The organism is Nitrosospira lacus, from assembly GCF_000355765.4.
Lineage (GTDB): Bacteria > Pseudomonadota > Gammaproteobacteria > Burkholderiales > Nitrosomonadaceae > Nitrosospira > Nitrosospira lacus.
Window position 1 is genome coordinate 452,398 of record NZ_CP021106.3, and the last position, 26,845, is coordinate 479,242.

The 26,845-nt window shown below is 51.9% G+C and carries 25 protein-coding genes and 2 tRNA genes; 9 read left to right on the plus strand and 18 right to left on the minus strand.

Annotated features, from left to right (window positions below):
• Nucleotides 1-55 precede the first annotated feature (55 nt).
• Nucleotides 56-796, plus strand: a complete 741-nt coding sequence (locus tag EBAPG3_RS02025) for a hypothetical protein (RefSeq protein WP_051048927.1) — start codon at nt 56-58, stop codon at nt 794-796.
• Between the two features lie 103 nt (nt 797-899).
• Complete coding sequence (locus EBAPG3_RS02030) at nt 900-1,526, plus strand: hypothetical protein (protein WP_151898844.1); 627 nt, start codon at nt 900-902, stop codon at nt 1,524-1,526.
• A gap of 112 nt (nt 1,527-1,638) precedes the next feature.
• Here EBAPG3_RS02030 and EBAPG3_RS02035 read toward each other — a convergent pair.
• From EBAPG3_RS02035 to EBAPG3_RS02055, 5 genes are all read right to left on the minus strand, one after another.
• Nucleotides 1,639-1,714, minus strand: a tRNA-Lys gene (locus EBAPG3_RS02035).
• A gap of 221 nt (nt 1,715-1,935) precedes the next feature.
• The gene (locus EBAPG3_RS02040) at nt 1,936-2,262 is read right to left on the minus strand and encodes a type II toxin-antitoxin system RelE/ParE family toxin (RefSeq protein ID WP_040851455.1); all 327 of its coding nucleotides are present in this window, start codon (nt 2,260-2,262) and stop codon (nt 1,936-1,938) included.
• Complete coding sequence (locus EBAPG3_RS02045; protein ID WP_004175336.1) at nt 2,262-2,585, minus strand: type II toxin-antitoxin system Phd/YefM family antitoxin; 324 nt, start codon at nt 2,583-2,585, stop codon at nt 2,262-2,264. Before EBAPG3_RS02045 ends, EBAPG3_RS02040 begins: the two co-directional genes overlap by 1 nt.
• Before the next feature lie 42 nt (nt 2,586-2,627).
• Nucleotides 2,628-2,762 (minus strand): hypothetical protein, encoded by a 135-nt coding sequence (locus tag EBAPG3_RS15535; protein WP_257789915.1) that lies wholly within the window; start codon nt 2,760-2,762, stop codon nt 2,628-2,630.
• 649 nt (nt 2,763-3,411) lie between these two features.
• Nucleotides 3,412-4,212 carry a type I restriction enzyme HsdR N-terminal domain-containing protein gene (locus tag EBAPG3_RS02055; RefSeq protein WP_004175330.1) on the minus strand — a complete coding sequence of 267 codons (801 nt, stop codon included), beginning with the start codon at nt 4,210-4,212 and terminating at the stop codon, nt 3,412-3,414.
• A 917-nt stretch (nt 4,213-5,129) separates the two neighbouring features.
• On the opposite strand from EBAPG3_RS02055, the gene EBAPG3_RS02060 reads away from it, so the two are divergent.
• Nucleotides 5,130-6,311 (plus strand): tyrosine-type recombinase/integrase, encoded by a 1,182-nt coding sequence (locus EBAPG3_RS02060; protein ID WP_004175326.1) that lies wholly within the window; start codon nt 5,130-5,132, stop codon nt 6,309-6,311.
• A 251-nt stretch (nt 6,312-6,562) separates the two neighbouring features.
• Here the strand turns inward: EBAPG3_RS02060 and EBAPG3_RS02065 are convergent, their stop codons facing one another.
• Nucleotides 6,563-7,756 carry a 5'-methylthioadenosine/S-adenosylhomocysteine nucleosidase family protein gene (locus EBAPG3_RS02065; RefSeq protein WP_004175325.1) on the minus strand — a complete coding sequence of 398 codons (1,194 nt, stop codon included), beginning with the start codon at nt 7,754-7,756 and terminating at the stop codon, nt 6,563-6,565.
• Between the two features lie 171 nt (nt 7,757-7,927).
• On the opposite strand from EBAPG3_RS02065, the gene EBAPG3_RS02070 reads away from it, so the two are divergent.
• Both EBAPG3_RS02070 and EBAPG3_RS02075 read left to right on the plus strand, forming a co-directional pair.
• The gene (locus EBAPG3_RS02070; protein ID WP_151898845.1) at nt 7,928-8,338 is read left to right on the plus strand and encodes a hypothetical protein; all 411 of its coding nucleotides are present in this window, start codon (nt 7,928-7,930) and stop codon (nt 8,336-8,338) included.
• Between the two features lie 418 nt (nt 8,339-8,756).
• Nucleotides 8,757-9,359, plus strand: a complete 603-nt coding sequence (locus EBAPG3_RS02075; RefSeq protein WP_004175321.1) for a hypothetical protein — start codon at nt 8,757-8,759, stop codon at nt 9,357-9,359.
• Nucleotides 9,360-9,451: 92 nt separating this feature from the next.
• Here EBAPG3_RS02075 and EBAPG3_RS02080 read toward each other — a convergent pair whose 3' ends face one another.
• The gene (locus EBAPG3_RS02080) at nt 9,452-9,688 is read right to left on the minus strand and encodes a hypothetical protein (RefSeq protein WP_004175319.1); all 237 of its coding nucleotides are present in this window, start codon (nt 9,686-9,688) and stop codon (nt 9,452-9,454) included.
• 308 nt (nt 9,689-9,996) lie between these two features.
• Here EBAPG3_RS02080 and EBAPG3_RS02085 point away from each other — a divergent pair, with 308 nt between their 5' ends.
• Nucleotides 9,997-12,501: a TIR domain-containing protein gene (locus tag EBAPG3_RS02085; protein WP_040851450.1), complete on the plus strand. Its 2,505-nt coding sequence runs from the start codon at nt 9,997-9,999 to the stop codon at nt 12,499-12,501.
• A 633-nt stretch (nt 12,502-13,134) separates the two neighbouring features.
• Here the strand turns inward: EBAPG3_RS02085 and EBAPG3_RS02090 are convergent.
• The 11 genes from EBAPG3_RS02090 to EBAPG3_RS02140 all read right to left on the minus strand — a co-directional run bounded on the left by EBAPG3_RS02090 (nt 13,135) and on the right by EBAPG3_RS02140 (nt 23,698).
• Nucleotides 13,135-13,210: transfer RNA gene (locus EBAPG3_RS02090), tRNA-Ala, on the minus strand.
• 139 nt (nt 13,211-13,349) lie between these two features.
• The gene (gene hemF, locus EBAPG3_RS02095; RefSeq protein WP_004175316.1) at nt 13,350-14,249 is read right to left on the minus strand and encodes an oxygen-dependent coproporphyrinogen oxidase; all 900 of its coding nucleotides are present in this window, start codon (nt 14,247-14,249) and stop codon (nt 13,350-13,352) included.
• A 59-nt stretch (nt 14,250-14,308) separates the two neighbouring features.
• Entirely contained in the window at nt 14,309-15,619 is a 1,311-nt protein-coding gene (purD, locus tag EBAPG3_RS02100; RefSeq protein WP_040851448.1) for a phosphoribosylamine--glycine ligase, read from the minus strand.
• A 67-nt stretch (nt 15,620-15,686) separates the two neighbouring features.
• Nucleotides 15,687-17,258, minus strand: coding sequence for a bifunctional phosphoribosylaminoimidazolecarboxamide formyltransferase/IMP cyclohydrolase (gene purH / locus EBAPG3_RS02105; protein WP_004175314.1), 1,572 nt, complete (start codon nt 17,256-17,258; stop codon nt 15,687-15,689).
• 69 nt (nt 17,259-17,327) lie between these two features.
• Nucleotides 17,328-17,570, minus strand: coding sequence for a helix-turn-helix domain-containing protein (locus EBAPG3_RS02110; protein ID WP_004175312.1), 243 nt, complete (start codon nt 17,568-17,570; stop codon nt 17,328-17,330).
• On the minus strand, nt 17,567-18,580 hold the full coding sequence (gene dusB / locus EBAPG3_RS02115; protein WP_004175310.1) for a tRNA dihydrouridine synthase DusB: 1,014 nt from the start codon (nt 18,578-18,580) through the stop codon (nt 17,567-17,569). The genes EBAPG3_RS02110 and dusB overlap by 4 nt, the downstream gene beginning before the upstream one ends.
• Nucleotides 18,581-18,861: 281 nt before the next feature.
• Entirely contained in the window at nt 18,862-20,121 is a 1,260-nt protein-coding gene (locus EBAPG3_RS02120) for an FAD-dependent monooxygenase (RefSeq protein WP_004175308.1), read from the minus strand.
• Between the two features lie 17 nt (nt 20,122-20,138).
• Nucleotides 20,139-20,471: a hypothetical protein gene (locus tag EBAPG3_RS02125; RefSeq protein WP_151898846.1), complete on the minus strand. Its 333-nt coding sequence runs from the start codon at nt 20,469-20,471 to the stop codon at nt 20,139-20,141.
• A 22-nt stretch (nt 20,472-20,493) separates the two neighbouring features.
• Nucleotides 20,494-21,816, minus strand: a complete 1,323-nt coding sequence (gene pepP, locus EBAPG3_RS02130) for a Xaa-Pro aminopeptidase (RefSeq protein WP_004175304.1) — start codon at nt 21,814-21,816, stop codon at nt 20,494-20,496.
• A gap of 61 nt (nt 21,817-21,877) precedes the next feature.
• Nucleotides 21,878-22,582, minus strand: coding sequence for an N-acetylmuramate alpha-1-phosphate uridylyltransferase MurU (gene murU / locus EBAPG3_RS02135; protein WP_040851444.1), 705 nt, complete (start codon nt 22,580-22,582; stop codon nt 21,878-21,880).
• Between the two features lie 111 nt (nt 22,583-22,693).
• Entirely contained in the window at nt 22,694-23,698 is a 1,005-nt protein-coding gene (locus tag EBAPG3_RS02140) for an aminoglycoside phosphotransferase family protein (protein WP_004175302.1), read from the minus strand.
• Between the two features lie 46 nt (nt 23,699-23,744).
• Here EBAPG3_RS02140 and EBAPG3_RS02145 point away from each other — a divergent pair, with 46 nt between their 5' ends.
• The 3 genes from EBAPG3_RS02145 to EBAPG3_RS02155 all read left to right on the plus strand — a co-directional run bounded on the left by EBAPG3_RS02145 (nt 23,745) and on the right by EBAPG3_RS02155 (nt 26,832).
• Nucleotides 23,745-24,092, plus strand: a complete 348-nt coding sequence (locus EBAPG3_RS02145) for an accessory factor UbiK family protein (protein ID WP_004175301.1) — start codon at nt 23,745-23,747, stop codon at nt 24,090-24,092.
• A 104-nt stretch (nt 24,093-24,196) separates the two neighbouring features.
• On the plus strand, nt 24,197-25,717 hold the full coding sequence (locus tag EBAPG3_RS02150) for a YifB family Mg chelatase-like AAA ATPase (protein ID WP_004175300.1): 1,521 nt from the start codon (nt 24,197-24,199) through the stop codon (nt 25,715-25,717).
• A 383-nt stretch (nt 25,718-26,100) separates the two neighbouring features.
• A complete protein-coding gene (locus EBAPG3_RS02155; RefSeq protein WP_004175299.1) occupies nt 26,101-26,832 on the plus strand; it encodes a hypothetical protein in 732 nt (243 codons plus the stop codon).
• Nucleotides 26,833-26,845: the final 13 nt, after the last annotated feature.

Here is a 26,845-nt window from a genome sequence, read left to right on the forward strand (position 1 = left end):
GCTCGAGCCGACGTCCCTCGGCAAGCCTCGGTCCGCGGCTCAGCTTCAACGTTAAATGCTTAGTACGTTGATTGAAACCTACACTCTGGCTAGCAAATGGTCGAACGACAACCAGGGCGTTGTCAGCATTGCTGTCTTCGCTGGGACCATAGCCTTCGGTTGGGCAAGCGGCATCTTCTCAGCGCTTCGGCGTAGGCCGAAGTTTAAGCTTTCGCTGATAGACGGTCCAACGTTCTGCTGCACGTACCCGATTGGCAAACTTCACCAAGAATTTGAGGTTCATCGAACAGGCGTCGCCCTCTATCTTGCAATCGCAAATGTTGGCTCTGCCGCGTCCAGCATAGAGGACATCTCTGTCGGGTACCACTGGCACTTGCGGCCATTCAGTGTAAATTGGCTAAAGTACACGGTTGGATGGTTCTGGCTCACAGCTCAATCGGCAGCGCTTGCAGATTTCCAGGCCAACATCGGCAACAGCATCAAGGTTTATCCATTCCTGACGCAAGTCAACTTCTTGTCGTCCGCGAAGGCCATCACGTATCTTGAGGTAGGCCGTTCAACGAACGGTGTTATCTACTTTGAACAAGCCGATAGTTGGGGCGGCTGTTTCCCAAAAGTGCACGACGGCCGGGTCCGAATTCGTGTGCGTGTTCGAGATGTCTTCGGAAAGAGGCATGCGGCCAAATTCACAATTGCTTCAGTCTCGCTTGAGGAAGCCAGAAAGTACAACCCTGCCTTCGGAAAAACTCTTGCGGAGCTGCGTGGCGAACCTCTTCCCTATGACAAAAGCATCTAACCCTTCCATCGAGTGACCCCGTCCTGACCTGCGGCCTCCGTGGTCCGTCATGTCAAACGTTAGACATTTCAATTCCCATATGCCACTACCCATATTCCCGTACATGATCGCGCGTAAAAGTATCGTCTCAGGCATAACGGAGGACGAGTTAGCTAGCATTAGCCTTTTCAGAGAGCGCGTAGAAAAACTTGCTGCGTCCCAAGCCAAGTACCAAAATATTCCGATATGTAGCACTAGCTTAGACGCTGAATCTGGAAAGCTGATTTTTCGAGCAAACACCCCAGATGTTGATGACATCCTAAATATAGCGGTGAAATTTAGATTCTTCTACGCGGACAAAGAGCCGACGCAATTTGAAAAAATTCTCACGCAAACCCGTCGACGCATTTCTGATGAGTGGGCTAGAAATTACATGGACAGAATCGCCAACTTGTACAAGGTCGCAATGAAGCAGAACGACACTTCGAATGCTCTCGGCCATCCGATCGAAAACCGCAAAATCATCAGCCTGTGGTTCAATTCGGAATTCTTTCACTCGGCACTTGAGAAACGGGACGAACTCCGAACAATCAATGAAGTCATTGGCCCCCAAGCGTCACTTTTTCAGCTTTATACGGCAATAGTGAAATGTTCGAGCTTCATCAAGAATCTTTATGCGGTTGTCCACAAACTTGAGGCCGGCAACGAATATGTCTACACGCCAAACCACCACTTTAGAGTGGAAGATTAGTTATGCCGCCAAAATGTCTAACATACGACTAACCAACATGAGTTCCTCATAGTCTACTATAGGCCTAACTTAAGACAACAAAGACTTACATTTCTGTAAGTCTTTGTATATTTGGTGGGTCGTGAGCGGCTCGAACGCTCGACCTACGGATTAAGAGTCCGCTGCTCTACCAACTGAGCTAACGACCCGGAATATAGACCCGGAATTCCAAGGAATCTGGCGGAAATGAGAAGCTTGAACCTCGGCTTCGCATTAACCCAACTTCATAGTAGCGAATGCTACCACATTCGTTGAGAAATTCGAATGGATGATGCTCCAGAACAGCCTTCCGGCGCCTTCCTGCCTTCGATTCTCTTTTGAGGTAGCGGCGAAACGACGGATGTCACGGTGAGCACGAAGGAGTGAGCCGTCAGGCTCCCAGCAGCCGACGAGCCAGCAACGATTGCATGTCCCTCCGCCCGTCCGCGATAAAGTAGACGTAAACATGTTGCTCGACGACACGATAGATCACCCGGTAAGGCTTGAAAAAGGTCTCACGATAGTCTCGAATGCCTAGCACCAGCAATTCCTTGGGGTGGCTGCCACGTTCCGGAAAAGTTGCCAGCGTTTCGACGATTTCCAGCAACCGATCCAGCACATAGTTCGCGCTGGCGAGCGAGTCGAACTCTGCGATATAGTCATAAATCGATTCGAGATCGCGTTCCGCCCCATCGGTAAGCAGCACCTCATATCGCATCAGCGTCCGGCCGATTTAGCGCGCAGCCGAGCGGCCACGTCGTTAACCGGCTTGACCTTCCCGGCTTCTATCTCCTGATTGCCAAGTGCGAGGATTTTAAGTAGCGCCAATGTCTCCTGCGTTTCCTCATAGGAAGCCACGTCCTGGATTACTGCCTTTGCCTCGCCGTTCTGTGTGATAATCAGGGGCTCGCGTTGCTCGGTCAGTTGCAGCAACACCTTCGCCGCATTGGCCTTCAGGTAGCTGATTGGTTTGACTTGGGTCGAATAGCGCATGGCATCCTCTTTCAGATCGAATAAAGACTGAATATAGTCCTTTTGCAATCTTTGGACAACCCCGCCGGTTCAGCAGCTCCGGGTAGGCGATTATTCGTAAATACGACCACGCTTCATCCCGGTCAGTTCGCGCACCAGGCACAGCCTGATCATAGCGTGGAGCATTTTGTTGACGATATGCACACTCTGGCGGTGGCCATTGCCGAGCTTTATATCAAGGAACATAGAAACCATCATGAGCGAAAACATTCTGCGAAAAATAGGTGGTCAATATATCGCGGAGGCCCTTAATATGAAGGAAGATTTCAGGAAACGGTGATCAAGCTGCCGGTGTTCGGAATGGTGCAGTTTAAATGCCAGCGCATGGCTGGCAGGCAGGGAAAGAACCGCTACAGATTTTGGATGGCTATTGAGGCGGTTAGAGTGGAGCAAAAAAATACCTTCGCGTGAGGATGGGTGAGGGGAACCCAAGGAATAGTGATTCAGTTTGAAATCTCCTGTAAAGATTGCATTTCGATATTCGAAAGGGCTATGATCAAACTCAATAGTATGGGAGGAGCTATGGAATGGATGCTGATGGCTGTGATAGCTTTCGTGGCGGGCGGTTTAATTGGGGTAAAATTGAGGCGCGAGAGAACTGATCTTCGGCTAAGAAGAAGTGCGCGCGAATGGGAAAAGGGTATCGACAAAAAATAATAACCCGGCGCAGTTTCCTGGCCGGGGCGGGGCGTCACTTTTGCAAGGGTTATGGTCCACACCCCGCGATACGCATCTTACGGGACTCGACGAGATTAACTATTGGACTGAGGTACCGAGCTCAGCAATAAAAAACCCGCCGAGGCGGGTTTAGGAATGTGATAAATCCGATCATCACTTATTCTGCTCCTGCAATCTCAGGTTCTGGTTCCTTGGTGATGGCACGCTGATTAGCCGCACGAATAGCTTTTGCCGCGGCGCGAGAAATTTTCTTACGTGCGTCATCAGCTTTATCGCCCTCCATTACCTCTCGTTTTATTACCTCATTAGAAAGCACACCTTTAATCTGGTCGATATCAATACGCACATCCGGCGAAACGCGCCGAAGTTCACGACGGATAACTTCAAGCACAGGGTCGGTTTGCAACATTGCCCCAATGAAGAATCTCGACAACGCTTGCTTTTGGGTATGGTATTCACCTAGAACAGAACGCTGCCATCCTTCTTTACACCAGAGATAAAGCAATTCAACATCATTTTCTGACCGAGCATTCATGACCGAAAAATCAATATCAACCACGAGCTCCTGGTCAATTGGTTTCGCAAAAACCAGGTGATAAACACGCCAACACATGCCGTTTGTAAGCAAGACCCAGTCGACTCCTTGATTCGCCGCATAATCGACAGCTTGCTTCACATGTTGATCTTTAAGATCGAGTCCGATGGCCTTTACTTCAATAAGTATTTGCAATGCCCCCTCAATCTTGATACCGAGATCACAATAAGTCCCTCGTATTGAAAATTCTGACGTCACTTCTAGGTACTTATCATATCCAAATACATCTGCAAGCATGTCTTTAATAATCGTTACCGTGTCAGCCTCACCGACATCTCTTGCTTTTGCTGCAGCTAGTATCGGTTGATATCTTTTAATGCCCGCAATGAGTCGTTCAGTCACTTTTTTTGGTATTGATGCCATGTTCTCTCCCTTGTTTGTAGCGCCATTTTTTACGCTGCTCGAAGGATTTTACAGAACTCAGCAGTATTAGATACTGTCCCGAGGTACACCGGAGAATCAGTGTGGGTATTCGGAAGTGGAAGAGCTACCCGAACAGAGTAATGTGGCGAAAACGCATAACACAAGGGACTTAAAATCCCTCGTGATATCGCATATTAGTGTTCCATGGGAAAATGGGCCTGCAATCTGGACACAACAGGAGCAGCCATGAAAAATGAGTTTCTGGCTCGCATCGACGTGAACGAGGTGGAGTAACTACTGTACAAAACCCCCATCCTTGATAAATACCCTGTCATTCATCATTCGATTCTCATAATGAGTCATATATTTAATCCTTCTGATAGCTACCGCCAAGAGTGTTACTCCATCACCAGCGGATATATCGGCAATAGTCTAATCGTTCTATGTAACTCAAGCGCTGTCATGCCGCCCTCCTTTGCTGCTCGCTAGGATGGCTTTGCGCACCGCCATATCATTTTTAACTTCATGGGAAATATCTATTTGGGGGCATCAAATTCTCATTGGGGGCATTATTTATGTTTGAATTATGCCCCCTTTAAGAAGTGATTCAATAGAATTAGGATGGACGCAGTTGGACGTAAACCTAACGAAAAAGCCCGCTGGATGCGGGCTTTGTGGACTTGCTAGGACATCTAAATGGTGGAGACGAGGAGGATCGAACTACCGACCTTCGCATTGCGAATGCGATGAAATCCGTTTTAACAAGATTTAAACGGTTTTAAATATGCGTTTAATCAGTCGTTTATGTACTAATAAAGCTACTTAATTTTCCCCTTGTTTGAAATATCTTTCCTACATTCTTCCTACACGCTATAATTTCACCGACCTTATTTTAGTTTGTGTAGGAAATTTCAAGAATGCCAAATCTGACAAAGAGTTATATCGAGCAAGTAGCCTATCCGACCACATCTGGTCAAAAATTCGAATGGGATGATTCGATGAGGAGCTTCGGCGTCAGAGTGACGCCGGCCAGCAAAACTTTCATCGTTGATCGTAAATTTAATGGTCGCACTGTGCGGCTAAGTATTGGCCGATTTCCGGAATGGACAGTTCCCCAAGCGCGTGAGCGCGCGCGTGAGTTGATCGTTATGATGGATAATGGAATTGACCCTCGGCTTGAGGCAAAGAAACAGGCTCAGGAAGGCGTAACACTTGAGACTGTTTTCAATCAGTTCATGTCAGAGCGCCAGCTCAAGGAAAGGACCCAATCTGATTATTGTCGCTACCTGAATCATTACCTTTCAAGCTGGAAAAACAAACCTATCACCCGCATTACTGCCGACATGATTTCGAAGCGATATGCGGAAATAGCCGAAAGCAGTAGCGGGTCATCACAAGCATCTTCCGTTATGCGGTTTTTGCGGTCAGTACTAAATTACGCCCAAGCCCATTACGGCACCGAAATTTTGCCAGTTAATCCCGTCGCCACGCTCACAGCTAAACGCACCTGGATAAGAGAAGCGCCTCGCACAGATCACTTGCGTATGCATGAGATTAAACCCTTCATTGAAACGTTGCGCTTACTGACCAATAAAGTAATGGGGGCCTATCTGGAGTTCATGTTGCTAACCGGAGCAAGGCGAAGCGAAGCCGCTTCTTTAAAATGGAGGGATGTTCATACAAGAGCCAATACACTGACGTTCAAAGATACAAAAAATCACACCGACAGAACCATTCCGATAACTCCGAGACTTGAAGAACTATTGGAATTAATGAAGAATTGGCGCATGGGCGATTATGTATTTGGTTCGATGGGCAAGGATGGCAAAGCAGGACGAATTTGCGAGCCGCGCAAGGCGATGCTAAGGGCCAACAAAGCCGCCGGAAGTGAAGTCACTGTGCATGGCTTAAGACGGACTTTTGCTACGGTTTTAGAAAGCCTGGACTGCCCAGCCTATCCGCTTAAGGCATTGCTCGGACATAGTATGAAGGGCGATGTGACTGCATCCTATTACACGCAGATTGGGGTGGAACGATTAAGGCCGTGGTTAGAGAAATATGAGAATTATGTGCTCAAGTTAATTGAAGCTAACAAATAATGTGTAGTTATTCAGACTCGATCTGACGGAGGATGTCAGAATTGAAAGGCCGCTTTGACCCCAACCAATTGTACGAGAAACCGCAAGCGGACCTCCAACGATTCAACTCACCGGCCTGCGGGCAACAAAGCAAAGCGGCACTGTTGCGGGTTCGGTGCAACTGACGGTTGGCCTCTGTCCAGACTCCAGAATATTTAAGCACGCAGGCATTGATGTATCATACCGTTAGCTCTGCAAGCCCATGCTTAAAGCTACCGTTGTTCTGGCGCCAAAGGAAAGAGAGCAGCGATAAAACTGACTGTAAATGCAGCGGCTGTATCTGCGGCATATTTTTTCCAGTCGTCACGTTCGTGCGTTCCACGCGATGCTTCTGAGACAGCTTGGGCCGTCGTAGTTGCTCGCGGCAAATCTGAGATACCTCTTATCATTAGGAAGCCTACGGTTGTATGCATGGCGTGGGCTTGGTCAATTGCGCTACCCGCGCCAGCGCCTTCCATCTCAACTGCATTTATCTTTGGCCATTTTTCGAGCACTCGTTCAAAGAAGGCGTTTGTCGGATCGTCTACGACTTTTTCTCCCGAGGCAACTTCCCCACGGATCACTTTAGGTTCAGCGGAGGTTGGCGGCCTAGCCCTAATCAGACGCTTCCAGTCATTGGAGATTCCATGAGCCATTGCTCCGTTGAGCAGTCCCTTATCGGCATCATAGTTTCTGTCCCTCGGCATAAATGTCTTTTCGATTTTGCCGTACTCGTACCCATATATGACATCAGCAAGAATGACGTCGCCCTTCGCTACATCCTTTAGGCCACCTGCAATACCAACAAGTAGGATGTATGAAGTTTTCCATCGGGCAACCGTATCCAGTACTGCCATCGCGCTGTTCGTGTTGCCAGCGTGCCCCATCATTCCAATCGCCACCGAGTAGTCACCCTTGTCTGATTTAATCTTCGCCGTTTGCCATGCGTACAAATTCGGTTGATGCTTACGGCTCGGCGCCTGCTTCAAATCAACAACTTTGGTACAGACGGCGTTAAATTCCTCTGGCAGCACGGTCAGAATGACAACGTCGACAGAAGACTGAGATGATGCACCACCGGGGCCTAAATATTCTCCACGCTCATTCCACTTCGCCTCAAATTCCCACAAGAGTGCATTCATGCTCTCAAAGAAGTTGATCCAATACGTCCAGGTCCATTCTGAACCATCGCGCTTCCTCGCAATGTTTTGCAGTTCAGGGATCGAATCATTCAGTTGACGGTACCGCTCTAGCTCTTTGGATTCTTTGCCAAAAGCGTAGTTGACGAGCTCCTCGCTTGCTGCGATCCATGCGTACAACTCCGCCGAACTCACCTTCTCTGAGTCAGGGACAGCATTCAACTTATCTTTGCATAGGTGAATCTTCTGGATCATGTCGCGGGATTGCTGAATCTGTAGCGTAAACATTGTTTTCCAAGAATAAGCAAGTAATTGATTCAGCCTGAAATAGCGAAATGAGCCAAACTTTATTATAGGGCGATAATTTTGCGCCCTAACTCGACTGGTTGTCAAAAATCCTGTTAACGCGGTGCGAGTGCTCAGCAATATCGCTCACAAGATGTATGGCGTTACTCCGCCATGGATGAACAAAAAGGAAGCAAAACCGGTAACCCTATCTGTAACGGTACCGGTAACGGATACTGTCTCCGATCTGTTCCTGTAACGGTAACGGTAACAGGAAAAAATAACCTTGCCATTCCTGTAACAGGAATGAGCACCCTTACCGATCCTGTAACGGTTACAGGAATTATGGCGCGTCTGGTGGATGAGTACTGGTGGCGTCGGGCACTACGCAAAGTCTGCGGCAGAAAATTTGAACATGGCGCTATCCGCTTGGGAGTGATCCATAAGGGCGAATGGGGCCGCTTTGTTACGTTGATGGGTGGATCCGAGGCGAAACGAAAAAATTCCCGATATCACTGGCTAAGCAGGGGAACAATGAGCTTAACCGTTATAGGGAACCGAAAGGGGACAAGATCATTGGCATAGCATGGGAAAGCGTTGTATTCCCTACCCGGATTCATCAATGGACCGTCAAGCATAAATGCGAACCCAATAGGATGAAAGGGCCGACAGACCTTAAGGAACTTGCGAATGAAAGCGCGGCAATAATAACATTACCTCAGACTGGTCCTGCACCCTTGGAGTTCTGTCAATAACTGTACGAAAATGTGAAAATGTGGAGTGTCTGGAACGTGCCAATAGCTGCCACTCAAATCATCATGACGAAGTTGGCTTAACCATATTTGCGCTTCCAAGAGTACGCCAACTCCACCCGTTTATACTATACTGTGCTAACAGACAAATTCGTGTGGCCATCAATGAATCAAGCCGTTATCGTGAATCTATATGCTTCTCCATTCAATAGTGCAGACCGGTGGGTTTGTTGCCAAGAGGAGGCTTTGCCATGACCAGACGGATTGATCCCGAACCAGTCGTAATATTCATGGCATTCATGGGAACTATCGGAGCGATGGTAGGCGCCGTCAACTATGTGAAAACGCACTACAAACCCTTGCCGTCACAGGTGCGGGAGAAGCTGGTGCGGTCCTTAAGGGAGCTTGACGATCACATCAAGCATCTGCGGGCAGATCTAGCAAACATTGAAGAAATCTTTCTTAACGCGCGCTTTCCGAGAGATCGGACAATCAGACTTGGTAACGGCGCTTACCTCACACCCATCGAGTTCGCTCGCTATGAAAAAGTATCCGACAAAATCTTTTGTCGGATACGCGAAGTGCAAAAACTGTCGCTCAAGATTGAACGAGAGGCAACGAAACTTGACGCGCTTAATATGGCTCCAACAACAAATGTTCTCGGACAAGTGTACGAAAGACAAACCAAACTTATGGAGGCTCGAAACTTGACTCTGGAAGAGGCGTGGGGAGAACTTCACGGCATCGCCCAAGGCCTTGAATGTGCTATCGAAGAGCTGGAAAAACAACTTAAGCCGGTTTCTTCTGCTCGTGCGAACGTTGAGCAACCGTTATCGGGTCGCCCACCTGTCTGAAATGTGTCGGGAACCGACCATCACGACTGGCAGAACTGTGCCGATTCTAGAAATTAAAATTCTGACACTGCCTGTCTGAGCTACTACAAAAATTACCTAATTTTGGCAGCGAGTTGATCATACACACTGCGCCCGATTTCGTTATTTTTCTCGGCTATCAGGAAAAGCCCTTTGCCGCTGCTTTTCTTCTCCCACAGTTCACCTAGCTGACATTTTTCCTTGCTGTCATCATTGGTTGCATAAGCCGTCCCCTTGTATTCGACCACTAGCAAGCGGTTATCTTCAAGCATGGCGACAAAATTAGGGTAGAAACTGTAGATCAGCAGCAAATTTGACCAGGTAACAGTGTTGAATTCTAACCATTCAAAAATCGTATAAAGAATTTTAAACCAGCATGTTGCATGAAAGGTTCGATGGTCATTATTGGGCGCTGAAACTGGTCAAAATTCCGCACTGATTAACAGCCTAGATATTTTTCCCCATGGTACCGATGGTGAATTGTGTCTTTAATCGACACCATGTGTCCGTAGTCCCCCGTGTTACATGAACGGGGCATCACGAAGGTAACATTTGCAATCATTTTAAATGCGATCAGAAAAAAGCAAATAAATTGCATTTTCCACACCGAGGTCAAAATATGACGAAAGCGTTTCTGTCCCACTCTTCATCCGATAAGGAATTTGTTCGGGCTGTCGCAAACGGCCTTGGTCGCCAGTTTTGCTTGTTTGATGAGCAGGTTTTTGACACAGGGGAAACCTTCAAGCTCTCAATAGAAAAACACCTCGATGACTCATCGATCTTCGTTTTATTCGCTAGCTCTGAATCAGTCAAGCGCATGTGGATCGAATTCGAAATCAACGAGGCATGGTATCGAATTCTGGAAGGACGCATTTCTAGGGCGTTAGTGTTCCTAATTGATTCCTCGATTGGCCATGAGGCGCTTCCCCCATGGCTGAGTCGAGCAAAAGTATCTAGAACGAACGCTCCCAAAATAGTTGCCAGAGAGATACGCCAACATCTTGATGAGCTGATTAGAACTGAACAGCACCCCTATTTTGAAGGCCGCTCTGACGACATTGGACATCTACAAAAGTTATTGAGGCCTATCGGCGAACCAGCCCCTCGGGTTGTAGGTATTTACGGGCTACCTAACATCGGCAAAAAGACGTTCATAAGAAAAACTGCACAATTAATACTTTCCTTTAATCGAATCATTACGGTACAGATTGAAGAAAGTGACGGTCTTCCAGACATTGCAATAAAAATTGCAAATCTGCTTGAGCCATACTCGACGAAAGCTGGATTTGATGAAATAGTTGCTCGGATCAAATCAGAAAACAAAGAGCAACTCTTAAAGAGAATGATTTCTGATTTTAGGGTCGCCGTCGAGAATAAAGAGATGCCTGTTCTGATTGACGATGGTGGCGTCTTCACATCGGATGGTTTCTTTACCGATATTGCCAAGATGCTTATCGACGCCCTCAAAGATCAAGGTGAACTTTACATCTTTCTCGTTTCGACGAGAAAACCTATCGAAAACCTTCTGTCCATGCAACTTAAGCCTCTCGCAATCGATGCTGTAAAGAGGCTGGTGGCTGAAATTTCATCCACAATGAAGCCGCCTTTGACAATAAATCAGATATCTGAGCTTGCAGAGTACGTAAACGGCTACCCACCTTCGGCATATTATGCAGTTGATCAAGCAAGAGCATATGGGATTGATTCTGTCCTAGCCGATAAACACCGGCTTGTTCAGTTCAGGACAGCAGTTTTTGTCAAATACATAAATAGTCAGTTGATGACAGAGGAACAGAAATCCATATTATTAACCTTAGCACGATATAGTCCTCTCCCATTGCAGGTCTTAGCCGACACACAAGGTTACGATGCAGCTAAGCTTGCGGGTGACATCATGATCCTCGTTGATCGCTCCCTTATAGTTCCAAATGAGTCCGGTTTATATTCAATAGCGGCCCCAGTTGCAGATGCAGTTGCAAGCGAGTTCCTATCCAGTTCAGACGTTAATCATCAAGCCATATACGACTCCCTGAAAATACTCTTGGATGATGAGAATCTTGAGTTACCCCGTTTAGATCTTTATAGGCTGCTTTTTAGGGCTTCTGTTCGAAGTGGTTCAAAGGATAGTACCGCATTTCATATGACTAACGACCTAATTCGTCTAACGGAGGATTATTACCATCGCCGTGACTATAAGCGATGCATAGAGACGGCAAAATTAGCATTAACCGAAGCCCCAAAGAGTTACTCTGCTCGGGATTTCCTTATTCGGAGTTTTATTCAAGAGGAACAATGGGAAAGTGCTGAGAGCGAGATTCGTGAGTTGGAGAAATTTGCCTCACCTCGAGATGTGCAATTTCTCTTGGGATTTCTTGAACGAAAAAGAGGCCGCTTACAAAAAGCTATTACATACTTCCTGAATGCCGAAAAACTAGGTCGTTCAGGCGTAGCATTAAAACGTGAAATCGCCAGCTGCTATTACCACAATGACCAAATATCTGAGGCGAAAAAGTACGTTAATGAAGCATTGGCAACAAATAAAGATAACCGATTTGTAGTGGATCTGTCGATCCAGATTGCTATCCGCGAGGGAGATGAACAGGCTGCGCGTTCTGGTATTGAGAAGCTGGCTGTACTCGACGTCGAGCCATTTGTGAAGCACAGGCTTTCTACGGTCGAACTTCGGTTCGGTAATATCAAAGAGGCACTAAAATCAGCTCGCGAATCTGTGGAAGCATTCGATAATGATCGGCCCACATTCGGAATATTAGCTCAACTGGCGACATGCCTTACCCGCGTTGGCCTATTTGATGAAGCAGATGTGACCATACAACGCCTATCCCGGCTGTATGTCAATCAGCGACCAGATATTCGGTTAGGGCTAGCTTGTAGACTTGAGATTGAACGTAAGCGCTTTTCCAAAGCCTTAGAGATCTTGGATAACGTAAAGGATATAACCCCGATAATTTATGAGGCCATGCGAAGAGACGCGATAGCAGGAGAATTGGCAATTGGGACTATGCCTGATGAGAAAAGAATTCGCTATCAGCACGAACTTGATACTCTTAACAAGGAACTTAGTACATATGATCCGAATGAAGCTTGGTTCACCTTGATTTCATAACCGAACTTTGGATTTCGAGTAGCGGAGCGTTTCAGGTAGCCGTATGATTTCTCTCCAGTGCTTAGATTCATCTTCTCGGGCACGTCATTAGAAAATCAGAACCGATAATTTCCAGTTACCCCGATTTGTCCGGCTTGGCGAGCGAACAAGACTTCAATCCAGTGCCCCATTTCATCTTTTTGGGCGCGCCAATATCAAATTGGAACAGTGATAACCCAGCTATTTGATTCATCCGAACCGGCGAGCCAGCTACCTTCGAGCCTCGTCTGTCCGCTTAGTGTCGGTTTGAGTCATACGTCAACGACGCAAAAGTTTTGAAACTAGCGGTTCGCATTTGACACTATTCGTCAGAGCAACTCGGAGTTCGATAGCAGACAGCCGGACTATCTCATCTACTATGGGGCTACTATTAAAAATAGACAAGCATTTACAGGTTTGTAAGTACTTGTTTTTATTGGTAGGCCGTGCCAGATTCGAACTGGCGACCAACGGATTAAAAGTTAGACCTATCGAGCTAACATATTAGCTTACTACTAGGCTAGTATCTTTGCATCTTCCTACATAATTACTACATTTACCAATTTATCTGAACTATTCTATATAATGTAGTACTAAAAATACCTTTATAATCATTGGTGGAGACGAGGAGGATCGAACTCCCGACCTTCGCATTGCGAACGCGACGCTCTCCCAGCTGAGCTACGTCCCCGATTGTTACGCGTATTTTATAACAAAAAACGGCAGCATAATATTGAGGTTACTGAAGCATTGGCAACGATGTTGCAATCCTGACAGGTATTTCGGCAAGCAATGATACTTACAAGGGCATTAACGGTGGTCAAATCCCTTCACACCCAATCCTTGCCGATCAGAAAATCCGTATAGAGCTTATCTTCAGCACTGCCAGCCTCGGGCTTCCAGTCATAGCGCCATTTCACGATGGGGGGCAATGACATCAGGATGGATTCGGTACGCCCACCCGATTGCAAGCCGAACAGGGTGCCACGATCCCACACCAGATTGAATTCCACATAGCGGCCCCTGCGGTAGGCCTGGAAGTCGCGTTCGGGTTCACCATAGGACGTATTGAGGCGCCGCTCCAGGATTGGCACATAGGCGGGCAGGAAGTGATCACCGACACTTTTGGTCAGATTGAAACAGGTATCGAAATCCGGCTTGCTCAAATCATCAAAGAAAATGCCGCCTATACCGCGCGGCTCCTTGCGGTGTTTCAGGTAAAAATATTCATCGCACCATTTCTTGAAGCGTGGATGATGGTCACCACCAAATGGTTGCAGCGCTTCTTTACAAGTCTGGTGAAAGTGTATGGCATCTTCTTCAAACCCATAGTAAGGCGTCAGGTCCATTCCGCCGCCGAACCACCAGACCGGCTCGGCCCCCTCCTTATGCGCTTCCAGATAACGGACGTTCAGGTGCACCGTGGGTGCATAAGGATTGCGCGGATGCAGCACGAGCGACACGCCCATTGCCTCGAATGAACGTCCTGACAATTCAGGCCGGGCGGCAGTGGCCGAGGCGGGTAGCCCGCCACCGAACACGTGCGAGTAATTCACCCCGCCGCGCTCGAGTACGTTGCCTTCTTCCATCACACAGCTTAACCCGCCGCCGCCCTCGGGGCGTTCCCATTGATCACGGCGGAAATGTTTGCCGTCCACCTCTTCCAGGCGCACAACGATGCGTTCCTGAAGTCCGGTGAAGAATTCTTTAACTTGCTGTGTTGTATCCATGCGAACTCCCCATATCCGTCCCGTACCAGGCGTTACGCGCTACTGGCTTGTCCAAGCGGCTATTTTCGGTGATTGATAGCCCGATACCCGATGTCGTGGCGCATTTGACAGCCGTCGAAATGAATTTGCTCGGCAATGTCGTAGGCGCGGCGCTGTGCTATCTTCACGCTATCCCCCAGCGCGGTAACACATAATACACGCCCACCCGCCGTCACAGTTTCCTTGCCATCTTCTCCACCCAGGGCCGTACCTGCATGGAACACATGAAAATCTTTCTCCGATGACGCCATGGCCAGGAGTTGCGGTAAACCATGAATCACGTCACCCTTGCGCGGAGTATCCGGATAACCCTGCGCCGCCATTATCACACCCAGGGCGGTGCGACGATCCCACTCCGCTTCTATCTTGTCGAGCGTTCCGTTCATGGCGTGTTCCATCAGCGTTACCAGATCGCTTTTCAGCCGCAGCAGGATAACTTCCGCTTCCGGATCGCCCATGCGGCAATTGAACTCCAGCACCTTTACGCTGCCATCCGGCGCTATCATCAGGCCGGCATAAAGAAAGCCGGTGTAAGTCTCGCCGTCCTGCTCCAAGCCGTTCATCGTCGCCTGGATCACTTCGCGCATTATCTTGGCATGCAGCTTGGGTGTGATTACCGGTGCGGGAGAATATGCGCCCATGCCCCCTGTATTTGGGCCCTGATCCCCTTCTTTCAGGCGCTTGTGATCCTGACTGGTGGCAAGCGGCAGCACATGGCGGCCATCGGCCATGACGATAAAACTGGCCTCCTCTCCTTCCAGAAATTCCTCGATCACGATCCGCGCACCCGCATCCCCCACGCGGTTTTCAACCAGCATCGCGTCCACGGCGGCGTGGGCCTCCGCCAGGGTCGTGGCAACCACCACGCCTTTCCCCGCGGCCAGGCCATCGGCCTTGATAACGATGGGTGCGCCTGTCTGATCCAGGTAATGATGGGCTTCGGCGGCGGAACTGAAGCTGGCATAAGCAGCGGTGGGGATACCATGGCGCTGCATGAAAGCCTTGGCGAAACCCTTGGACGTTTCCAGTTGCGCGGCTTGCCTGGTGGGGCCAAAAATTTTCTGGCCCGCCGCGCGGAAGGCGTCCACGATACCCGCCGCCAGGGGCGCCTCCGGCCCGATGACGGTGAATGCGATGGATTCCTTTCTGGCAAATTCCACCAGCTCGGGAATCCCGGTGATGGAAAGATTCTCAAAATCTTCTTCCAGCAACGTGCCGGCGTTGCCGGGCGCGACAAACACCTTTATGGGACGGGTGGCGCGCGACGACTGGAGCAGTCTCCATGCTAACGCATGCTCCCTGCCACCAGCGCCGATTACAAGTAGTTTCATATCAGGATGTCTCTACATTCAAGTTTTGCGAGTATCCACTGCGGTTCCGGATGCCAGTAGTGCAGCCCTAATGTCTGAAATGCCGCACACCCGTCAGCACCATTGCCACCCCCTGCTCGTCCGCGGCGGCAATCACTTCCTCATCGCGCACGCTGCCACCGGGCTGAATGACCGCCTTCGCACCCGCCTGCACGACCACATCCAGCCCATCGCGAAACGGAAAGAATGCATCCGAGGCAACCACCGAACCGGCGAGCGCAAGACCCGCATTCTGCGCCTTGATGGACGCGATACGGGCGCTATCCACCCGGCTCATTTGTCCCGCGCCCACGCCCAGCGTCTGGCCATGCGCGCAATACACGATAGCATTGGATTTGACGAATTTCGCCACGCGCCACGCAAACAGCAGATCCTGCAATTGTTGCGGCGTCGGTTGCACTTTGGTGACGACTTTCAATTGTGCCTCGGCGACATTGAGGTTATCCGGCGTTTGCACCAGCAATCCGCCGCCCACGCGCTTGAAATCAAAAGTATTGCCTCCTGCCTGAAGCGGCAAGGCGAGCACGCGCACATTGGTTTTGCGGGCGAGAATCTGTTTTGCGTCATCGCTTAATTCCGGCGCGATGACCACCTCGACAAATTGTTTGATCACCGCTTCGGCTGCGGCGCCGTCAAGCGCGCGATTGAAAGCGATGATGCCGCCAAAAGCGGAAGTCGGATCTGTGGCAAACGCCAATTGATAAGCCGCAAGCGGTGTATCGGCCACGGCCACGCCGCAGGGGTTGGCATGCTTGATGATGACACAGGCAGGCAGATCAAAGGTCTTGACGCATTCCCACGCGGCATCGGCATCGGCAATGTTGTTGTACGATAATTCCTTGCCCTGCAACTGGGTGTAGCTGGCAAGACTGCCGGAAGCGGGCGCAAGGTCGCGATAGAAGGCCGCTTGCTGGTGCGGATTCTCACCGTAACGCAAATGCTGGCTGATACTGAAATTAAGATTGAGACACGCGGGAAACGCCTGGCGCTGTCCGGGCGGCTCATCCTCCGGGCCGATCGCAGTAAGATAGTTGCTGATGGCGCTATCGTATGCGGCGGTATGCGAGAACGCCTTGCAGGCGAGCTGGAAACGCAGCTCCTGCCCGACCGCGCCCCCGGCGGACTTCATCTCCTCCAGCAGCGGCGCATAATCCTCCGGATCAGTCACGACGGTTACGCTCTTATAATTCTTTGCCGCGGCTCGCACCATGGTGGGACCGCCGATGTCGATATTCTCGATGGCCTCTTCCAGGCTGCAATCGGAACGGGCCACGGTCTGGCTGAAGGGGTAAAGATTCACCACCACCAGCTCAATGCCGGAAAACCCTGCCTTTTCCATAGCCGCCATGTGCTCAGGGGAATCCTTCCGCGCCAGGATGCCCGCATGGATTTTCGGATGCAGGGTTTTGACCCGCCCGTCGAGCATCTCGGGAAAGCCGGTGTAATCGCTTACTTCAATAACGGTCAAGCCCGCGTCCTTGAGCAGTCTGGCGGTACCGCCAGTGGAAAGAATGGTCACTCCCAGCCGGCGCAACTCGCGCGCAAACTCGACGATTCCGGTTTTGTCGGAAACGCTGATGAGAGCTTGTTTAATCGTCATTTATGGAATTATCCTAAATTCGGCAGTTGGATGGGAGGGCTCACGCAAAAAATTTACCCGGCTATCTGCCTATTTGATCTGGTACTGCTTCATTTTATTGCGCAGCGTATTGCGGTTAATACCGAGCAACTCGGCGGCACGCGTCTGATTGCCCTTGGCATGGCTCATCACCAGCTCGATCAGAGGTTTCTCGACGCTGCGTATTACCATGTCATAGATGGCATGGGGTTTCTCGCCGTCCAGATCGGCAAAATAACCGTTCACGGCTTCGCGTACGCAACGGGCGATTTCGTTTTCATTAATAATGCTCATGCAACCAACTCCTCGGGCTCAACGTAAGTCAAGCGCCGGCCGCGGCCGGCAAGCTCACTGAAAAATTCGTTAACCGCCAACAACTGCTGCTCAGTCGTTTGCAACTGATTCATTGCATGACGAAATACAGCAGAGCCCACTAAACCTTTGGTGTACCAGGAGATGTGCTTGCGGGCGATGCGCACACCGGAATACTCACCGTAGAAATCATATAGCTCATGCAAATGCTGGATGAGCACGCGATGGATCTCGCTCACTTCCGGTAGCTGGAGATGCTCGCCCGTGGCGAGATAGTGGCTGATCTCACGAAATATCCATGGCCGTCCCTGGGCAGCGCGGCCGATCATGATGGCGTCGGCCCGGGTATAGTCGAGTACCTGCCTTGCCTGTTCAGGCGTGGTGATATCGCCATTGGCGATGACCGGAATTTTTACCGCGGCCTTTACCTCGGCGATGGTGTCATACTCGGCATGCCCCGCATAAGCGCAAGCACGGGTACGGCCATGAATAGCCAGCGCCTGGACCCCCGCGCTCTGGGCAATGTTCGCCACTGCAAGTGCATTTCTGTGCTGTGTATCCCAGCCAGTGCGGATCTTCAGGGTAACAGGGACATTTACCGCACCTACCACGGCATCCAGTATCTTTCCCACCAGCGGCTGATCCTGCAACAATGCGGAGCCGGCCATCACATTGCAGATTTTCTTGGCCGGACAACCCATATTGATGTCTATGATCTGCGCCCCTTGCGCCACATTATAGCGTGCGGCTTCAGCCATCATTGCCGGGTCGGCGCCCGCAATTTGCACCGAAATGGGATCCACTTCTCCTTCATGATTGGCGCGCCTCCGGGTCTTTTCCGAGCCCCACAGCAAGGAGTTGCTCGATACCATTTCCGACACGGCCATGCCCGCACCCATGCTCTTGCACAACTGCCGGAAGGGACGATCGGTCACCCCCGCCATGGGGGCGACGATAAGATTGTTTTTAAGAATATGAGGGCCGATCTGCATGCTCTGCTTTTGAATAATGGGGCTGACCCGGAAGAATGAAGGATAGGAACAGTTGCAATTTTAACAGGCTATTGAAATTCCCGTAGCGCTGGCGGTAATCAATGATGGTGCGGTAGCGTATCGTTACGCGGCGACATCAGATAGATGTAAGATCTTACAGGTGACGAAAGCTGATATTTCCTGTAACCCATATCGCTTTGGGGGATTCATTCAGGAAACCGCCGCCTTGATCTGTATGCAAAATGCCTCGATCGCATCAAATAGCCTTGGCAGAGGCGAATTCAACCCCTCGCACCAAACATCATGCGCCGGGCGACGAAACGCTTGGCTTGCGGAAGACAATCCAGCGCGCTCAGCCCCATGCCACGCATGCTTCCCAATACAGGATCGTCATTGGAAAAAAGTTTCACCAGCGAATCCGTGAAAATTCGCCCGGCGCCGCTGTCCATCCGGCGCCTGTGACGATATCTTGCAAGCATCGCCGGAGTTCCTGTCTCAGCGGGAGCTGAGATAATTTCGTCAGCCAGTTCCCAGGCATCACGCAAGCCCAAATTAAAACCTTGCCCCGCAACCGGGTGCAAAGTCTGTGCCGCATTGCCCACCAATGCCGCACGGCAAGCCGTGACGGGGGTGACGTATTTTAGCACAAGAGGAAAGCCGGAACGTTTGCCGGCCTCGACGAGTTTACCGAGACGATCACCGAAATGGTCATGCAATCGAACAAGGAATGCTGCGTCATCCAAAGCAAGAATTTCCTCGGCCGCCGAGGGAGAAACCGTCCATACCAGGGCAAAGTACTCACCCGAAGGTAGCAATGCCACCGGACCATCCGGAGTGAAGCGTTCATAAGCCACGCCCGCCTCGGCGGGAGAACGTATGAATCCGCTCCCGGTGCGGCCGGTAATTTTCAAGGGACGCGCTGCTGTTCCGCCCAAACGGGGACAGCACTCACTTTTGATGCGCGCAACCACCGCCCATTGCTGGTAGTCCTGCACATGCTGGGTCACGCCTTCGATTTGAGCAGTGAGGCGGCCGCCATCCGCCAGCACCAGCAACCGGGCAGCGGCTTTCTTTGTCACTCCATCATGCTGAAATTCAGCCTGCGCCCTCTCGGCGCCGGTTTCCAGCCGCGTTACCTGCGCCCCGGTCAAGTAGTCGACATCGCATTTTTTCAGCGCCTTATGCATGGACCGGAATACATCATGGTGGTTTACTACATAACCCAGTGCCGGCACGCCGATATCGTCAGCGGTCATGACGGCGCGGCCGAAACCCCCGCGATTGGAGATATGGATGGTCGTGATGGGCGTGACGTCCGGTAACCCCTTCCATACGCCCAAACGCTCCAGGATAAGCCGGCTGCCGTGAGACAGCGCCAAGGGGCGCGAGTCTTCCGTTTTTTCTGGCAATCCGCGCGCTTCCAGCAGCAACACGGATACACCGGCGCCGCGCAACGCCAGTGCCAACCCCATGCCTACCGGGCCGCCACCGATGATGATCAAATCATATTCATGCTTCAGGATAGTTTTTCCTTGGCTCATATCCGTACATTCGCGGCTTATTTAGTGTGCGGCTCATCCGTTCGTTCTTCGATGATTTCAGCATCCTCGATTACAACATATTCTCCCTCTTCCGCTTCCCTGGCTTTACGTAATTTTCGGCGCAGCCACCACAGACGAAACGAAATACCCGCAGCGGCAATGGCGAATAGGGCAAGAAAAGCGGTAAAAAAGAAAATACCCAAAACAGCCATGACAATCAATACAGGAATAAAGAGCAGGTAAGCCGCCCACCGGCTGCCAGGGGAGACATGCACGATCTCCTCTTCCGGCATGCCCGTCTTCTCATTCCGGGATATGCGTCTTATGACTATTTTCCTGTCTTCGTCCATAATCCTGAATCCGGCGGTTGGACTACCAATCTTTCCGATCCTGCATCAATTCTTCAATCTCCACCACCGCCTTGGGAGCAGCCGACGTCAATACTTCGCATCCGGTTTCCGTTACCGCCACATCATCCTCGATACGCACACCCGTATCCCAGAAATGGCGGGGCACGTTATCCGCGGGACGGACGTAGCAACCCGGTTCCACTGTCAGGGTCATTCCCAGTTGGAGTGGGCGCCATTCCCCATTGCGCTTGTATTCGCCGGCGTCGTGCACATCCAGTCCCAGCCAGTGACCGGTACGGTGCATGTAAAAACGCTTATAGTCTTCCGACTGTATGACCGAATCCACACTCCCGTGGCACAGACCAAAATCGATGAACCCCTGAACCAGCACCCGCAGTGCCGCTTCATGCGGCGCATCCCATGGGCTGCCCGGCTTTACCGCGCTTATCGCCGCCGCCTGTGCCGATAGCACCAATTGATACAGGTCTCTTTGCGCTGGCGTGAATTTTCCATTCACCGGGAACGTGCGCGTAATGTCAGCCGCATAGCCGTCCACTTCGCAGGCCGCGTCGATCAACAACAGATCGCCGGCATTCAGGCGGGCATTGTTCCCGACATAGTGCAAAACACAGGCATTCGCGCCGCCTGCGACGATAGACGTGTAGGCGGGCGCTTGCGCGCCATGACGGCGGAACTCGTGCAGCAGCGCGGCCTCCACTTCATATTCGTTCATACCGGGCCGGGTTTCCCGCATTGCCCGGCGATGGGCGCCACTGGAAATCTCGGCTGCGCGGCGCATGACCTGAAGTTCTTCCGCGCTCTTGAACAGACGCATTTCATCCAGCAGGGGACGGATGTCATGAATTCTGGCGGGCGCGGTGACTCCGCTGCGGGTCTGTTGGCGTACCTGGTTGATCCAGCCGGTGATACGCGTATCCCATGCCGTATCGTGTCCCAACGAGCAATACACGGTGGGCTGATTTGCCAGCAATCCCGGCAGCATGTCGTCCAGCCTGAAGATGGGATATGCCTCATCGAAATCGAATGCATTCCGCGCTGCCTCGGGACCATAACGGAAGCCATCCCAGATTTCCCGCTCCAGATCCTTGTCGCGGCAGAACAGGATATGCCTGGATGCTTTCTCGTCCGCTTCCGCCACCATCACCAGCACCGCTTCCGGTTCGCGAAAACCGGTCAGGTAATAAAAATAGCTGTCGAAGCGATAGGGATAATGCGCATCGCGATTCCGCACCTGTTCCGGCGCGGTGGGAACAATGGCAACGCCTTTTTGCATCTGGGATGCCAAATGCCGGCGCCGCTCGCGGAATGATTTAATGGGGATCATCACTAATGATTATTACAGTATTTTGCAGGATAACGCAAAGCAGGCACAGCGTCAGAAATTCTCATCCCTCGTTCAGCCGAGCATCAAGCTGGCGCAGGCGTTCCGGCGTGCCCACGTCCACCCATATCCCTCGATAATGCTGACCGCCAATTTTTCCAGCCGCAATTGCCTGGCGCAGCAGGGGCGCGAGCTTTGCCACGGTGCCAGGCACCACATCCTTGAACAATCCGGGTTGATACGCACCGATCCCGCTGAAAGTAAGATTATCCTTCCCTGAAGGGACTATTCTGCCGGAATCGAGGACGAAATCACCGCCGGCATGCTGGGCCGGGTTATCCACCATCACCAGATGCGCCAGATCCTCATCGGGATGGGTTTGCATATGCCGCAGGGCCGGCAATAGTATCGAAAAATCGATTTCGCAATAAATATCGGCATTCACCGTCACGAATGGCTGTTCCCCGTATTCATTTTCCCACCCGGCTTGCAGAAGGGGCATTGCCTGGGCGATACCGCCGGCCGTTTCCAGCGCTGCCGACTCATGCGAATAACGGATGCGGACACCATAACGTTCTCCATTGCCCAGCGCCGCCTCGATCATCTGCCCCAGATGCGCATGATTGATGACGACTTCGACAAAACCCGCGCGCGCGAGGCTCTCAAGATGATACTCAATCAGCGATTTGCCCCCTGCGCGCAGCAGTGGCTTGGGCAGCGTGTCAGTCAGCGGGCGCATGCGCTCGCCGCGCCCCGCGGCCAGAATCATGGCCTTGAACCTAAATCCGGCAGTCGATCGCTCGCTTGTCAGTCCAGCGCCATGATTGGTAGAGAATTTTTGTTCCACTTAGTTCTCATCTTTAGGGTGAACGGCGCCATTTCAGAATGTGTAGCCGACTTTTGCCTCTGGCGGCTTGTTTTCCAGCCCATCCAGCAGCGTCAGCAGAGGATTGAGCTCGCGGTAGCGCTCGCAGGCCTTGCGCAAGTACTCCATCACCAATGGCATGTCCCTGAGATAACCCGCTTTGCCGTCGCGATGATACAGGCGCGCGAAAATTCCCAGCACCTTGATATGACGCTGTACGCCCATCCATTCGAAATCGCGGTAAAAATCAGCGAAATCGGCAGCCACCGGCAATCCTGCTGTTCGCGCTTCTTCCCAGTAGCGGATTATCCAGTCCAGGATACGTTCTTCGTCCCAGCGGATATAGGCGTCCTTGAACAGCGACACCAGGTCGTAGGTGATGGGGCCATAAACCGCGTCCTGAAAATCGACAATACCGGGATTGGGGGTCGTCACCATCAGATTGCGCGAATGGTAGTCGCGGTGCACGAATACCTTGGGTTGCGCAAGATTGTTCCGTACAATCCGTTTGAAAACCGCATCAAGCTCCGCTTTCCGGCTTGCCCCAAGGGACGCCTGCAAATGCTTCGCCACATACCAGTCCGGGAACAAATTCAGCTCTCTCATCAATAGCGCTTCATCATATTCCGGCAGCACGCCGGGGCGGCTCGCCAGCTGGATTTTAAGGAGGGCCGCCAGCGCATCGCGATATAAGCAATCGGCTTTATCGGGATCGCCATTCAGCGCCTGGAGGTAGGTGGTACTTTCAAGATCAGAGAGCAGCAGGAAACCCTGTGTCGGATCCTGCGCCAATATGGTTGGCACATGCGCACCGGCGGCGGCGAATAGTCCAGCCACATGCACAAACGGTGCACAATCCTCCTGCTGCGGCGGCGCATCCATCACGATCAATGTCCGGTCATTGAACGTTGCGCGGAAATAACGGCGGAAACTCGCATCGGCGGAAGCCGGCGATAGCGTGAAGCTTTTATCGGGGAAGTGTGTCTTGATCCAGTTTTCCAGAAGTTGCAAGCGTTCCATAATAATCCGCTGATTTGCCTAATTACCAGAAATATGAGATTTTAGCATGCATGCATCACTCCTCATCCAGCCGGGTGATGGGGCGGCAATCATGGAGGAAATCATGCTCAATCAAAAAGTATTGGACGAAATCGTAACCAAAGTCAACGAACTGCTTGCGCAGAGTCCGGTGAAGGATGTGGAAAAAAATCTGAGGGTTATGCTGTCGGGGATGTTCACCCGACTGGATCTGGTAACGCGTGAAGAATTCGAGGTACAACAGGAAGTCGTGAAACGTACGCGCGAAAAATTGACCGCGCTGGAAGCGAGGATCGCTGAACTGGAAAATCCCACGAAATCAGATAGCCTGGACACTCCGGCGGAGACGGTGGATGACCTCTCGGAAACGGAATGATCTGATATTCGGGCTATGGCAGGTAATAAAGAATTGTAGATACTTTGCAAATATGCAAAAAATATTGGTATTGATTCCATTGGCCCCTGGCTGAGACTTTTTTCATGCCGCTTGCTATTCTTTATAGCCGCGCTATCTCGGGCATGGAGTCTCCGCTGGTGACGGTGGAAGCTCACATCGCCAATGGCTTGCCCAGTTTCACCATCGTTGGATTACCGGAAGCGGAAGTCAAGGAAAGCAAGGACAGGGTGCGGGCAGCGCTGCAAAACGCGCAATTCGAATTTCCCGCCCGGCGCATTACGATCAACCTCGCCCCCGCCGATCTGCCCAAGGAAAGCGGGCGCTTCGATCTACCCATTGCGCTCGGCATACTCGCGGCGACGGGTCAAATTCCTTCGAATAAACTTGATCAGTACGAATGGGCGGGCGAACTCGCCCTCACCGGAGAATTGCGCGCCATACGCGGCGCATTGGCGATGACTTACGGAGCATCGCGTTCGGGCCGCAGTTTCGTGCTGCCGCAACAAAACGCCGCGGAGGCTGCGCTGGTTGCAGAAGCGACCGTCTATCCCGCCACATCGTTATTGCAGATATGCGCACACCTCGCCGGGCGCGAGCCGATGCAACGTTATACGGCGGATGACGGGGCAAGCACCGAAGGCAACCCGGAAAGCGGCGGGCCTCAATACCCGGGAATGGAGGAAGTCAAAGGTCAGGCGTATGCGAAGCGCGCGCTGGAAATTGCAGCGGCGGGAAACCATAGCATGCTGATGGTGGGTCCGCCCGGCACGGGAAAATCCATGCTGGCAGCACGTTTTCCAGGCATCCTGCCATCCATGACCGAAGATGAGGCGCTTGAATCCGCCGCGATGCAATCCCTCAGCAGTGGCGGCTTTAACGTTGCCCACTGGAAACGCCGCCCTTATCGATCCCCGCACCATACCGCCTCGGGCGTCGCCCTGGTGGGCGGTGGCAGCAATCCCCGGCCCGGCGAAATCTCGCTGGCAATGAATGGCGTATTGTTTCTCGACGAGCTGCCGGAATTTGACCGCAAGGTGCTGGAAGTCTTGCGTGAACCGCTGGAATCTGGACGTATCACCATATCACGCGCGGCGCGCCAGGCGGACTTTCCCGCCCGGTTCCAGTTGATCGCGGCGATGAACCCCTGTCCCTGTGGCTACCTCGGGCACTACAGCGGCAAATGCCGCTGTACTCCCGACCAGGTGGCGCGCTATCGCGGCAAAATTTCCGGCCCCCTGCTCGATCGCATCGACATACAGATCGAGGTGCCCGCCGCGCCACAGGAAGACCTGATGCGCCAAGTCCAGAGTGAATCAAGCAGTTCCATCAGGCAGCGGGTCGAGTCAGCCTATCAGCGGCAATTGACGCGCCAGGACAAGGCCAATGCACGGCTGACGGTAAAGGAGATTGACAAGTACTGTGTGCCGGATACTTTGGGGGAGGATCTGCTCAAACAAGCCATCAGCCGCCTGAATTTTTCGGCGCGGGCTTATCATCGTGTTCTAAAAGTGGCGCGCACCATCGCCGATCTGGCGGCAAGCGACGGCATAACCAGTACGCATATCGCGGAAGCGGTGCAGTACCGGAGGCTGGACAGAAGTTAGCCCGGACAAGTTGGATCGAGCTATCCTGCCAGCATAGCGCAAGCTGACGGGCCAATCCAATTCATTAATTTTCATCCTTCACCATCTCCATGGATGCAGGCTTTGTCGAGTTATGCTTCGCTGACCGACCTGCGTCAAGTCTATTGAATTGACATACCACCGCTTTGTTGCAATTTTATGGCATAAAAAATTTTTGCCAGGCACCTTGACAATGACAATCTCCTATACTAGTTTTAGTGTGTTGGAACGAAGCACCTGTCCCGGGAGAGAACATGGGTTTATTCCCCCAAGAATAAACATCCCCAGGTCTTCAATCCAGCCTGTATCACATCTCTCAATTCCCTTGAGTTATCGCTACCACTTCCCATAAAAAGGAGTTAATAATGTCTGATGAGCAGAAACCAGAGGATTCTCCAGCACCCGCCCCGGAAATTGATCCACAGGCAGCGGGAGCGCCCCAGCCTCGTGCACTGGCTGCAAACGCCAGACTGGCCGATCTTACGATCGGCGATCTGAATTCCATTATTGCGGCTGAGACCAACAGAGCCATCGCATCCCGCTTAGGCAATCTGGGTAATATAGGCGCTGCCGGCAGCCACGTGAATTCCGGACCGCCAGGATTTGTCAACGGCGGCGGCCATGCCAACTTCGACCCGGCCAGAGGCATTGGCAACCGCGTGAATGTCGGCGATCTCGGCAGGGCGGGTGTCCATGTGAACTCCGGCCCTCCGGGATTCGTCAACGGCGGCGGTCATGCCAATTTCGATCCGGCCAGAGGCATTGGCAACCGCGTGAATGCCGGCGACCTTGGCAGGGCGGGCGTTCATGTGAACTCCGGCCCTCCGGGATTCGTCAACGGCGGTGGTCATGCCAATTTCGATCCGGCCAGAGGCATTGGCAACCGCGTGAATGTCGGCGACCTTGGCAGAGCCGGCTCGCACGTGAATTCCGGCCCTCCGGGATTCGTCAATGGCGGGGGACATGCCAATTTCGATCCCAGGGTTAACGTGGGCGCCGGTCTCATCAACGTTACCCTGCCGGACGGAGGCCAGGTCGCCATTCCGGCGGCCGGCCCGGTGGATTTGCACGTGCGCGGCTTCCACATTACCCGTTAGCCAATCCGGCCGA